Below are 12,106 nucleotides of genomic sequence, written 5' to 3' on the forward strand. Positions count from 1 at the left end.
TCGAACAGGTAGGCTTTGGGGCGTGTCCTTTTGCTGCAGTCCCCATATTCATTGCCCAGCGAGTTGGCCCCAGGCCGACACGATGCCTCAGTAATCCGGAAACTGTTGCGAGCGTACTGGATTCTCACCCCTGCTTCGTCATGACTAGCGGATACACGATCCGCAACCGGAACTCAGAGGAACCATGTCCAACTATCGCAACAAGATCCTGTCTTTCGCCGCCTTGGTTGTGGCGCTGGCGCCCGCCCTGGCCTCGGCGCAAGACACCACCGCCAAGCGGGTGGCCGATTTCGTCGAGTGCAAGCTCAGCCTGGAACAGGTCAATGCGTTCGGCGACGAGCTCAACGCCGAGCAGATCGAGGGCCTGGCCCAGACCGACGATGGCGGCGACGCCGCGTTGATGCTGTGGAAGAGCGTGCAGCCGTTGTCGGCGTGGGGCGAGAAGTCGAGCTACGTCAACTTCCCGAGCCGTCAGGAAATGCACCTGGCCTATAAGGTGCCGGCCGGGCAGGAGTTGAAGGTCGGCGAGGCGCTCGCCAAGCGCATCGGCGGCATGAGCCCGCGTCCCGACCTGGCGGCCATGATCGAGACTTACGACTGGAAGGGGCTGGACTATCGCAAGGTGTTGCCGGGCGAGAAAACGGTGCGCGTGTTGGTCGATGTGTCCTATGCGCCGGGCTGGGTCACGGTCGGCTGCGGTTACGGCGACGCGATCCAATAAGCGGCGTTATCGGTACCCGAGGGTCGTGGCGGTGCCGCTGTGATGCGAGGGCATCGCCTTGGCGATGCCGGTAGGCGGTTTTCCATATCGCCGACGATCCGGGCGCCGGATCAGACCTTGTCGCGGTACGACACAGGCATTCGGGTTAACCCGAATGCCTGTTCTCGTTGGGACGCGGCGCAACCGGATCGAGGCGGTATGTATCCGGCGGTCGCCGTTAGTGTCCGCTCGCTCAGTAGCTGCCGCGGCCCAGGAAGGCAGCGCCGATCGTGCAATGCGTGCCGCAGGAGTTGCATTTGTCTTCGGCGCGTTTGTAACTCGCTTTCTCGTCGGCGGAGAGTTTCGCCAGTTCGGCCACGAACGCTTCGGAACCGGCACTGGTTTGCAAGAGCAGGCGTTCGGTGACCTCGCTGGCATCCATCGCGGCCTCGTACATCCCGTTGCAGCGGTAGTAGCAGAAGCCGTCGTGCACGGAGACCAGTTCGCGCGATCCGACTCCGGCCTTGGCCATCTCGGACTTGCAGCTCACCGTGGCGCCGGACAGGTAGCTGCGCATGGCGCAGGTGCCGTCCTTGCAGGTCAGGCCCGCGTCGCAGACGGCGATGTTGGTGGCGTCTTCGCCGCAGGCGCCGCCGGCCTGGCGGACGCTGTATTTCTTCTCCGCGAATGCGGCCGCGGAGGCTAGGACCAGGGACATCAGCAGGCAGCAGGCAAGGATGGGTTTCGTCATATTCAATCTCCCTTTGAGAGTGCGAACGACAACTGCGTCGTGATGGCGAATGCCGTGGTCGGGCGTGCGGACTGCGATGAGCGTGAGCGGGCTGCGGATCCTCCGGTGGGCGGGTTGGCGTATACGCAGGGGCGATTTCGCTTACGGGATGGAGAATGTCGCGAGCGTTCGCGAGTGCTCGTGCGGTGTTGCCGAGCGAGCTTAGGGTGCGCTCGCGAATCGAGAACGTGACTGCCTCAGCGGCGTGAGCGAGGGTGAGGTTGATGCGCGCGAGCCAGCGCAGATCGGCGCCGGAGCGGATGCATGCACGAGGCCGATGCCGCGCAATCGCCGGGCTCTTCGCGCTGCGGCGGGGCAGCCGCCGACGCAGCAACTGGTCCGGTCGGATTCGCGGGGACTGGCTCACTCAAGGAACCAGTCGGGCCGTAGCGTGAGGCCTCGAAGTGGCGATGCATGCGAGGGCGGCCTCGGGCCGAGCGTGCCCGGTGGGCCGATCGCGCATCGCCTTGCTGTCCCTTATCGAGGAATCCGTATGACTGTGTACTCCTCGCGCCGATGGGCGCGAACGTCGGTGGCTGCCTGTGTGTTGCTCGCGGTGTGGTGGTCGGGCGGCGTTGGGCCAGCACGGGCGGAAACCGGCAAGGACTACGCGCAGCAGGTCGGCGCGCGCCTGGTCGGGCAAGCGGTGCCGGCGCTCGTTCTGACTAGCATCGATGGTCAGCGCTTGGACTTGGGCGCATTGCGCGGCCGCAAGGCGGTGTATCTGAAGTTCTGGGCTACCTGGTGCGTGCCCTGCCGCGAGCAGATGCCGCATTTCGAGAAGGTGCAGCGCAGTGCCGGCGACGATCTGCAGGTGGTGGCGATCAATATCGGTTTCGACGACACGGTCGAGCAGATCAAGGCCTATCGGCGCGAGCTCGGCTTGAGCATGCCGATCGTGCGCGACGACGACGGTTCGCTCGGCGAACGTTTCGGCTTGCGGGTCACGCCGCAGCACGTGGTGATCGGCAAGGACGGCACCGTCCGTTATGTCGGGCATCTGGCCGATGCGCGGCTCGATGCCGCGGTGGCGCAGGCGCGGAGCATGCCGGGGTTCGATCCGCGTACGCTCGTCGCGGAAACGCCTGCCGCACCTGCACGGAATATTCTCCAAATCGGCGAGCCGGTGCCGACGTCGAAGATCCAAACCCTCGAAGCGCGCAAGCTCGCCTTGACCGATCCGGTGGGCCAGCGACCGAGCGTGTTGGCTTTCCTCTCGCCTTGGTGCGAAAGCTATTTGCAAAAGACGCGGCCGCAATCGTCGAAGCAATGCCGCGTGCTGCGCGAGCAATTGGTGTCGTTGGGGCGCGACCGTCGCGTGCGTTGGGTCGGCATCGCCTCGGGCTTGTGGGCATCGGATCAGGACCTGCGCGATTACCGCAACGAGCATCGGGTGCCGGTGCCGTTGAGTCTGGATCGCGACGGCGTGCTGTTTCGTCGTTTCGGCATCCAGCGCGTGCCGGCCGTGCTGGTCGTCGGTGCCGATGGACGGCTGCTGCGGCGCATCGAGGTCGACGAAGCGCTGCCGTCGCGTCTGCAGTCCCTGCTCGGTGGAGCGGGCGGCATGGCGCGCGGCAACGCGGCAGGGGCTCGTTGAATGACCGGCCTGCTGCGCGATGCCCTGCGATGGGCCGGTTCGACCGCACGCGGTCTGGTGTTGGCGGCGGCGGTGCTGCTGTCGCCTTCGATCGCGTTCGCCGAGGGAGCGACGACGAACAACGCTTACGACAGCAGCGCTTCCGACCCGAGCCGCTCGGTCGTCGATGCCGAGCCGCTGCCGGTCGAACAAGCTTTCGCACTCACCTCGAAACTGCTCGAAGACGGCAGTGTGGCCTTGGAATGGCGGATGCCGTCGGGCTATTACCTGTACCGCGACCGGTTTTCCCTGCAGGCCACCGATGCGCCGCAGGCGCTCGGCGCGCTGCAATGGTCCGAAGGCCGGCAACACAAGGACCCGCAGTTCGGCGAGGTCACGGTCTTCTACGAACATGCGCGACTGCGTGTCCCGCTGCGGTCAGATGCGCCGCTGCCGCAGCGGTTGGAACTCAAACTGAGTTTTCAGGGTTGTCTGGAGAACAGCGTCTGTTATCCACCGACATTGCGGCGCTTGTCGTTCCAACTGCCGCCGTCGCTGCGTGCGCAGGAACAGGCCTCATCGCCCTGGCTGGACATGTTGCTGATGGCGTTCGCCGGCGGCCTGCTGTTGAACCTGATGCCTTGCGTGTTGCCGGTGTTGTCGCTGAAAGCGTTCTCGATTCTGCACGCGGCCGACGACCCGGTCGGGGCCAAGCGGCGTGCGCTGGCCTACACCGCCGGCGTGGTGTCGTCGTTCGCTGCATTGGGCGGGGTGGTGCTGGCCATACGCGCGGCCGGCGGTGGCGCGGGCTGGGGTTTCCACATGCAGCAACCGTGGGTGATCGGCCTGTTGGTGCTGGTGATGTTGGCGGTCGGCTTGGGCTTGTCCGGCGTGGTGAATTTCGGCGCCGGTCTGGCTGGTGTCGGTCAACGCCATGCCCAGGGCCGTGGGTTACTCGGCGACTTCGTCACCGGCGTGTTGGCCTGCGTCGTCGCCAGCCCGTGCACTGCGCCGTTCATGGGCGCGTCGGTGGCCTATGCCTTGGCTTCGCCGCAGCCGTGGCTGGCGTTGGAGGTATTCGTCGTGCTGGGGCTCGGGCTGGCGGCGCCGTTCCTGTTGATCGCATTCGTGCCGCGCGCCGCACGCTGGCTGCCCAAGCCGGGGGCCTGGATGGACGGCTTGAAGCAATGGCTGGCCTTCCCGATGTACGCCACTGCGGTGTGGCTGCTGTGGGTACTCGGCAAGCAGCGCGGCGTGGACGCGATGGCGATCGTGTTGTTGGCCGCGCTGGTGCTGATCCTGGGGCTGTGGTGGTTCGAGAAGAATCGCTTCGGCGGGGCCCGACACCGCCTGCTCGCGGTCCTCATCGTTGCCTTGTCGCTCTCGCCGCTGGCGATGTTGGGTGCGCGCACAGGCGATGCGGGGCCGTCCGTCGCGTCGAAAGCCGAACTGCCGTCCGGCGCCGAGCGTTTCAGCCCCGCACGGCTGGCCGAGTTGCGCGGTCAGGGCCGAGCGGTGTTCGTCAACGTCACCGCCGACTGGTGCCTGACTTGCAAGGTCAACCAGGCCGCGGTGCTCGAACGCGACGGCTTTCGCGTCCTGCTGAAAGATGCCGATGCGGTGTACTTGGTCGCGGACTACACCCAGCCCGATGCGGCCATCGCCGCCTTGCTCAAGCAGCAGGGCGCGGTCGGCGTGCCCTTGTACGTCGGTTACGACCGCGAAGGGCGGCGGACGAAATTGCCCGCGGTGCTGTCCTTGCAGGGCATCGCCGATGCCCTGGCGCAGGGCGGCTCGCCGGCAACGTCGAGGGTGGGCGGCTAGGGCGGCCGTTCCGTTTTCGGAGGCGCGCGCCGTCGCAGTGTGCAATCGCCGATTCGGCCGGCATACGGCAGCGCATTGCGAGAGTGGCGCTCGCATCGGTGAAGCCGGCGCCGGCAAACCAGACCTCGGCAGATCAGACATCGGTAAATCGGGATGATTTTTTCCAATCGCGGGTATCGAGCGAATGTGCTCGCGCACAGCGGGTTCGACCGTCGCCGAAGCTGTGCTAGTTTGGCCGACAGTCAAGAGAGCCCGCCATGTCCTCAAGCCCGCGACGCACCAAGATTCTCGCCACCCTCGGCCCGGCCACCGATCCGCCGGGCGTGCTCGACGCCTTGCTCAATGCCGGTGTCGACGTCGTCCGCCTGAACTTCTCGCACGGCGATCCGTCTTCGCAGGTCGCACGCGCCCAGGCCGTGCGCGAGGCCGCGCTGCGGGTCGGCGTGGAGGTCGGCATCCTCGCCGATCTGCCCGGGCCGAAGATCCGCATCGAGCGTTTCGCCGAAGGCCGGGTGTTGCTTAAGGCGGGCGACCGCTTCGACCTGATCGCCAGCGCGAGCGCTCCTCCGGGCAATCTGCGCGAGGTCGGCGTGAGCTACCTCGGCCTGCCCAACGACGTCGCCCCGGGCGACGTGCTGCTGCTCGACGACGGCCTGCTGCAACTGCGGGTCGGCGCGGTCGACGGCGAACGCATCATCACCACCGTGCTCAACGACGGCGCGCTGTCGGACCGCAAGGGTCTGAACAAACTCGGCGGCGGTCTGTCGCTGGGCGCGCTGACCGAGCGCGACAAGGAACTGATCCTGGTCGCCGCCGAACTCGGCGCCGACTTCATCGCGGTGTCGTTCTGCCGCAATGCCGAAGACATGCACGAGGCCCGCCGCATCGCCCGCGCCGCCGGCAGCGATGCTGCGCTGGTGTCGAAGATCGAGCGCGCCGAGGCCATCGAGAACCTGGCCGAGATCGTCGATGCCAGCGACGTGGTGATGGTCGCGCGCGGCGATCTGGGCGTGGAGATCGGCGACGCCGAGCTACCGGGCCTGCAGAAGAAGATCATCCGCGAATCGCTGGCGCGCAATCGCGTGGTCATTACCGCCACCCAGATGATGCAGTCGATGGTCGACAACCCGATCCCGACCCGCGCCGAGGTGCTGGACGTCGCCAACGCGGTGATCGACGGCACCGACGCGGTGATGTTGTCGCAGGAATCCGCGGCCGGCCGTTATCCGGTCAAGGCGGTCGAGGCGATGTCGCGCATCTGCCTCGGCGCCGAGCGCCAGTTCGACCACGACACCGATTTCGAGGCAGCGCCGCGCAACCTCGAGCGCGCCGACCAGGCCATCGCGATGGCGGCGATGTTTCTGTCCGAGCACATCGGCGTGCGCGCCATCGTCGCCATGACCGAATCCGGCGGCACCGTGCGTTTCCTCTCGCGCTTCCGCTCGAATGCGCCGATCTACGCGTTCTCGCGCCACGGCGGCGCGCGCCGCCGCATGTCGATGATGCGCGACGTCTACCCGATCGATTTCGACAGCCGCGGCCTGGCCTCGCGCGACGCCGCGCGCAACGTCGTCAAGCAGTTGTTCGATGCAGGCAAGCTGGGCCAGGGCGAGCGGGTGATCTTCACCAGCGGCGACACCATGGAACAGCACGGCGCGACCAATACCCTGCGCCTGCTGCAAGTGGGCGAGGGCGGTTGCGCCGAGGGGCTCGGCGAGCTCTGAGGCGATATGGCGGCTCGGATTAGGAGCCGCCGAACCATCCCGGGTAGAGGCGGCGCAAGCCGCGACCGCGATACCGCGCTTACGTCGCTGCGGTCAGGTCGCGGCTAGTGACCGAAGGAAATCCAGCCGGACGCGGCTCCTGCCCTAGGAGCGGCACCGACACTCGTCATACGCCGACGTAGCCGCCCGCATATATCGGTTTCCACTGGCCGGATTGCTGGCTCCAGATCTGATATTCGCTGCCTTCGTACTGGTGGAGGCGGAAGATCAGTTCGGCCACACCGTCGCCGTCCAGGTCCAGGGCGTCGTGGAAGGAATGCGACTCGACCCCGTCGCCGCCGGTCTCGCGTGCGACTTCCCCGACCTTGCGGTATTGCTTGCCCGAGGCCTCCAACAACAACACCGAGTCCAGGGTGGTATCGGCCTGGTCAGCGTTGCGCGGCGGCACCGCCGCCACTGCGGTGGCGACCAACAGGCGCTTGCCGCCAGCCAGGTCGAGCGCATGTGTGCGCAGGCCGCTGCGCTCTTCCTCGTCATAAGGACGCAACGCCTTGTCGACGGCGGCGCGGTCCATGCGCTGCCGGGTCAGGACGGAGCGCAGTTCGCGCTCGACCGCGCGGCGTTCGTCCGCGCTTACTTTCGCCGCGATGACGGCGGCGCCGGCGCCGAGGCTTTCGTTGCTGGCCAGGCCGCTCAGGCGTTGGTCGCGCTCGGTCGCCGGCGGGCGGCGCACCTGCGCTTCCATGCCGAGGCCGACGGCGTCGCCGCGGTCGATGATCTGCACCAACCCGTCGGCGGCGCCATTGCGGTACAGGTGGAAACCGCGCCAGACCGCGTAGGTGCTGTCGGGCGCCGCCGGGTCGGCATAGCGGCCGCGGCCGTCGATGCGTGCGATCGTCGTCAGGTAGCCGCCGTCCACACCGAACAGCAGGCGCGGCTCGCCGGCCAGGCGCTCGACCTTGGGCGCGGTCATGCGTTCCCGGCGCAAGGTCGCCGCCTGCGCGGCGGCACTGTCGCCGTCGGCCTGTGCGGCGTCGATCGCCAGTTGATGGCTGTCGCGCGCGAAGGGGCGCAGCGCGATCGCGCGCTCGGCGATGGTGCGCCGCTCGGCGCCGGCAGCGCGTCGGTAGTCCTGCTCCAGCGAAGCCGCGGTCGGCGCGCGCGGCCCGAGCAGGTCGGCGCGGATCCAGCCGACCGAGGGGTTCGGGCGTTCCGAGGTCGCGCGCACCCATTCGCCGAACACGCACTGCACCTTGACCTCCGCGCCGATCGGCACCGAGGTGACCGCGCCGCCCTCGGCGCGCGGCAACGAACGCATCCGCGCCGCATCGACGACGACGTAACGGACCGATGGCTGCGGATGCGATTCGCAATGGGCGACGGCTTCGCGGTAATCGCGGTCGGCGTCGTTGGACTGGGCGAGGGCGGTGGTGGCCGGCAACAGGCTAAGCGCACTGATGAGCGCTGCGGCCAGAATGCGGCGGCGGGAATGAAGATCGGACATGCGGAAGGCTTCCTTGCAGCGGTGAGAGGGCGGCGTCCATGGCGCGCCGGATGCCAGCGGATGCTCGGCGGTCGCCGCATGGGTGTCAACGCGGGACCGGTTCGCTGCCTTGGGGCTCCGGTCCGCGGGATCGGCGGTGCAGTCCGCCGCTGCCGGCATCCGCGTTTTGACATCGATGACGGCCATGCGCTGAAAACGGTTTCCGTCGAAACTGAGCGCAAGTGCCTGATTCGACAGGCCCAAGGAGGGGGCAAGGTTCACCGTCAGCGGCTATAATCGCGGGCTTCCCACCGCTGCCGCAGGATCTCCATGAGCATCGAACAGCTTGCCGAAACCGCCCAGGCCATGGTCGCCGCGGGCAAGGGCATCATCGCGATCGACGAGTCGAACGCCACCATCGCCAAGCGTTTCGCCGGCGTCGGCATCGACAACACCGAAGAAAATCGCCGCGCCTACCGCGAGCTGCTGCTCACCACGCCGAAGATCGGCGACTACATCTCCGGCGCGATCCTGTACGACGAAACCATCCGTCAGTCGACCAAGGCCGGCGTGCCGTTCACCAAGGTCATGATGGACAACGGCGTGATCCCGGGCATCAAGGTCGACAAGGGCCCGCAGCCGCTGGCCGGCTTCCCGGGCGAAGTCGTGACCGAGGGCCTCGACGGCCTGCGCGCGCGCCTGGAGGAGTACTACAAGCTCGGCGCCCGTTTCGCCAAGTGGCGCGCGGTCATCAACATCGGCGACGACATCCCGTCGGGCACCTGCATCGAGGCCAACAGCCACGCGCTGGCGCGTTACGCCGCGCTGTGCCAGGAGCAGGGCCTGGTGCCGATGGTCGAGCCGGAAGTCATCATGGACGGCAGCCACGACATCGACACCTGCTTCGAAGTCACCGAAGTGACCCTGCGTTCGCTGTTCGGCGCGCTGTATGAGCAGAGCGTGGTCCTCGAAGGCACCATCCTGAAGGCGTCGATGGTCCTGCCGGGCACCCTGGCCAGCGACCGCGCCAGCGTCGACGACGTCGCCGCAGCCACCCTGCAGTGCCTGAAGTCGACCGTGCCGGCGACCCTGCCGGGCATCGTGTTCCTGTCGGGCGGCCAGTCGGACGAGGACGCCACCGCGCACCTCAACGCGATGAACCAGATGGGCCCGAACCCGTGGCCGCTGTCGTTCTCCTACGGCCGCGCCATGCAGTCGGCGGCGCTGAAGCTGTGGTCGCAGGACCTGGTCGGCAACATCGCCAAGGCCCAGCAGACCGTGTACGAGCGCGCCAAGGCCAACGGCCTGGCGGCGCTGGGCCAGTGGAAGTCGGCGGCGTAAGCTTCGGCTACGACGCATCGGAAAAACGCCGGCCTCGCGCCGGCGTTTTTCGTTAGCGCCCACCGTTCCTTTCAACCTGCACGGACCCGGACGCATGGAAACCCAGTGGCTCGCTTTCTCCGTCGCCGCGCTGATGCTGACGCTAATGCCCGGCCCCGACACGTTCCTGGTGATCGGCAACGCGCTCGGCGGCGCGCGCCGCGGGCTTGCGGCGGTCGCCGGCATCACCTTCGGCGGGCTGTTCCATGTCGCGCTGTTCGCCTTGGGCGTGACCCAGTTGTTGATGTATTCCGAGCGCGCGTTCTGGACGGTGAAAATGCTCGGCGCTGCGTATCTGGCGTATCTCGGCGTGAAGGCCCTGCGCGCGGCGCTGCGGCCGCGCGCCGACGCGCCGTTGCCGGAGCTGGCCGCGCCCGCGACCGGGCTGTGGCGCGCGTTCGCGCAGGGCGCGCTGACTAACGCGCTCAATCCGAAGATCGCGATGTTCTATCTCGCGTTTCTGCCGCAATTCCTCGCCCCGGGCGCGCACATGGCGCGCGATTCGATGCTGATGATCGGCCTGCATTACAGCATCGGCGCGGTGTGGCTGTGCGTGGTCGCGGTGGCCGCCTCGCGCATGGCCGGGACCTTGCGCAGCGCGCGGACAGCGCGCGCGCTCGATGGCCTGATCGGCACCATGATGCTGGGCTTCGGCGCCAAGCTGGCGTGGTCGTCGCGCTGAGGCACGGCGTGCGGGCGTGACGGATCCGGCCCCGGCCCGTTAGGCTGGCGGGATCCGCAGCCGGCAAGGAGCCCCGCGATGAGCGACCACCGCACGCCCTTCATACCGCCGCAGGCGGCCACGCTGTTGCGCGCCGGCCGCAAGATCGAGGCGATCAAGCTGGTGCTGGATGCGAATCCGGGGCTGGGCCTGCGCGACGCGAAGGACGCGGTCGAGCATTACCAGCGCGAGCCTGCCGAAGGCGGGCATTCCCACGCCGCCCCGGACGAGGCACCGTCGCCGCCCGAGGGTTTCCCGGCGCAGGCCGAACTGGCGCTGCGCAGCGGCAACAAGATCGAGGCGGTCAAGATCGTGCGCGCGGTCCACCGGCTCGACCTGCGCGATGCGCTCGCGGTGGTCGATGCGCATTTGCGCGGGCAACACGCGGACGCGTCCACCACCGGGGTGGGCGCCGGTCGCGCCGATTTGCCCGCCGATGTAACTATGGCGCTGCTGCGCGGCGACCGGGTCGGTGCGCTCGAACTGCTGGAAAAAACCCACGGGCTTGCGAACGCGGAGGCGATCAAGCGCGTGCTTGACCACGAACGCCAGCGCAGCAAGCGCGGCCTGAGCGGCCGCGCCGACGGCACGGTCCGGCGCGACGAAAGCAACGCCGGGATGTTGTGGTGGGCGTTGCTGATCGCCGTTGCAGCAGTGACGCTGTGGTATCTCGTGTTCCGCAACTGAGCGCGCGAACGCCCGCGACCTGCCAGAGCCTCAGCCCAGCGAGGCCAGCCAGTCGTCGTCGCTGCCTTCGTTGATGCCTTCGAACAGGAAGGTGCTCAGGTAGCGCTCGCCGGTGTCGGGCAGCATCGCCAGGATCACCGCGCCGTGTTCGGCGGTGCGCGCGACTTCTAGCGCCGCGGCCGCGGTGGCGCCGGCCGAGATGCCGACGAAGATGCCTTCCTCCAGCGCCAGGCGGCGCGCGGTGTCGCGCGCGAGCACTTCGTCGACGGTCAGCACGTCGTGGGCGGCGTCGCGGTTGAGCACGGCCGGGACGAAGTCCGGGGTCCAGCCCTGGATCTTGTGCGGTTGCCAGGCGTTGCCGCTGAGCAGGGCCGCGCCGGCCGGTTCGCAGGCGGTGATGCGCACTTCCGGGCGCGCCACCCGCAGCACTTCGCCGACACCGGTGAGGGTGCCGCCGGTGCCCCAGCCGGTGACGAAATGATCGAGCCGACGGCCGGCGAAGTCCTGCAGGATCTCGGCCGCGGTGGTGTTGCGGTGATAGGCGGGGTTGGCCGGGTTCTCGAACTGGCGGGCGAGGAACCAGCCGTGTTTCGCCGCGAGTTCCTCCGCGCGCCGGACCATGCCGCTGCCGCGTTCGGCGGCCGGGGTCAGGATCACCTTGGCGCCGTAGGCGCGCATGAGCTTGCGGCGCTCCATCGAGAAGGTTTCGCTCATGGTGGCGACGAATTTGTAACCGAGTGCGGCGCAGACCATCGCCAGCGCCACGCCGGTGTTGCCCGAAGTCGCTTCGACCACGGTGTCGCCGGGCTTGATCAGCCCCTTGGCTTCGGCGTCGAGGATGATCGCCAGGGCCAGGCGGTCCTTGACCGAGCCGCCGGGATTGAAGGCTTCGACCTTGGCGTACAGGCTGACGTGCGCCGGGGCGAGGCGGTGCAGGCGGATCACCGGGGTGCGGCCGATGGTGTCGAGGATGCTGTCGTGGATCATGACCAGGCTCCAACTGGGGGACTCGCGGAGTATGAACTCCGTCCGTGCCGCCCGCGCCATCACGTTGATTACGGCGATGAAACATCGGCGCGGCAGTCGTCCAGGCCGACCTTCGTCGGCCGCCGCCGGCCCGAACACATCGCCGGGACGACTTTGCCTATACGGTGGTCAACCAATGGCCCACGCGAGCGTTAATGCTGCACCGCTAGAATCGCGCGGCTTCATCGCCGCGCC

10 protein-coding genes are annotated in these 12,106 nt (G+C 67.9%); 7 read left to right on the forward strand and 3 right to left on the reverse strand.

The features are described from left to right. The first annotated feature begins 184 nt into the window (after positions 1-184). The gene (locus LC490_RS07605) at positions 185-721 is read left to right on the forward strand and encodes a hypothetical protein (RefSeq protein ID WP_223619783.1); all 537 of its coding nucleotides are present in this window, start codon (positions 185-187) and stop codon (positions 719-721) included. Positions 722-953: 232 nt separating this feature from the next. On the opposite strand, the gene LC490_RS07610 is transcribed toward LC490_RS07605, so the two are convergent. Continuing rightward, entirely contained in the window at positions 954-1,451 is a 498-nt protein-coding gene (locus LC490_RS07610) for a hypothetical protein (protein ID WP_152566149.1), read from the reverse strand. A gap of 244 nt (positions 1,452-1,695) precedes the next feature. On the opposite strand from LC490_RS07610, the gene LC490_RS07615 reads away from it, so the two are divergent. The 3 genes from LC490_RS07615 (at position 1,696) to pyk (ending at position 6,614) form a co-directional block, all read left to right on the forward strand. Beyond that, on the forward strand, positions 1,696-3,087 hold the full coding sequence (locus tag LC490_RS07615) for a redoxin domain-containing protein (protein WP_223619784.1): 1,392 nt from the start codon (positions 1,696-1,698) through the stop codon (positions 3,085-3,087). Then, complete coding sequence (locus LC490_RS07620; protein ID WP_223619785.1) at positions 3,088-4,890, forward strand: protein-disulfide reductase DsbD; 1,803 nt, start codon at positions 3,088-3,090, stop codon at positions 4,888-4,890. A gap of 257 nt (positions 4,891-5,147) precedes the next feature. Next, positions 5,148-6,614 (forward strand): pyruvate kinase, encoded by a 1,467-nt coding sequence (gene pyk / locus LC490_RS07625; RefSeq protein ID WP_057917106.1) that lies wholly within the window; start codon positions 5,148-5,150, stop codon positions 6,612-6,614. A gap of 166 nt (positions 6,615-6,780) precedes the next feature. On the opposite strand, the gene LC490_RS07630 is transcribed toward pyk, so the two are convergent. Continuing rightward, positions 6,781-8,118 carry a hypothetical protein gene (locus LC490_RS07630; protein ID WP_223619786.1) on the reverse strand — a complete coding sequence of 446 codons (1,338 nt, stop codon included), beginning with the start codon at positions 8,116-8,118 and terminating at the stop codon, positions 6,781-6,783. A 309-nt stretch (positions 8,119-8,427) separates the two neighbouring features. Between LC490_RS07630 and LC490_RS07635 the strand changes: the two genes are divergently transcribed. The 3 genes from LC490_RS07635 (at position 8,428) to LC490_RS07645 (ending at position 10,885) form a co-directional block, all read left to right on the forward strand. Beyond that, positions 8,428-9,438 (forward strand): class I fructose-bisphosphate aldolase, encoded by a 1,011-nt coding sequence (locus tag LC490_RS07635; RefSeq protein ID WP_031371375.1) that lies wholly within the window; start codon positions 8,428-8,430, stop codon positions 9,436-9,438. A gap of 94 nt (positions 9,439-9,532) precedes the next feature. Further along, positions 9,533-10,159, forward strand: a complete 627-nt coding sequence (locus tag LC490_RS07640; protein ID WP_031371376.1) for a LysE family translocator — start codon at positions 9,533-9,535, stop codon at positions 10,157-10,159. A gap of 126 nt (positions 10,160-10,285) precedes the next feature. Then, on the forward strand, positions 10,286-10,885 hold the full coding sequence (locus tag LC490_RS07645) for a hypothetical protein (protein WP_152566150.1): 600 nt from the start codon (positions 10,286-10,288) through the stop codon (positions 10,883-10,885). 30 nt (positions 10,886-10,915) lie between these two features. Here the strand turns inward: LC490_RS07645 and cysK are convergent, their stop codons facing one another. Next, positions 10,916-11,872: a cysteine synthase A gene (gene cysK / locus LC490_RS07650; RefSeq protein WP_031371378.1), complete on the reverse strand. Its 957-nt coding sequence runs from the start codon at positions 11,870-11,872 to the stop codon at positions 10,916-10,918. Positions 11,873-12,106 lie beyond the last annotated feature (234 nt).

It is taken from the genome of Lysobacter sp. ESA13C, from assembly GCF_019970005.1.
GTDB lineage: Bacteria > Pseudomonadota > Gammaproteobacteria > Xanthomonadales > Xanthomonadaceae > Lysobacter > Lysobacter antibioticus_B.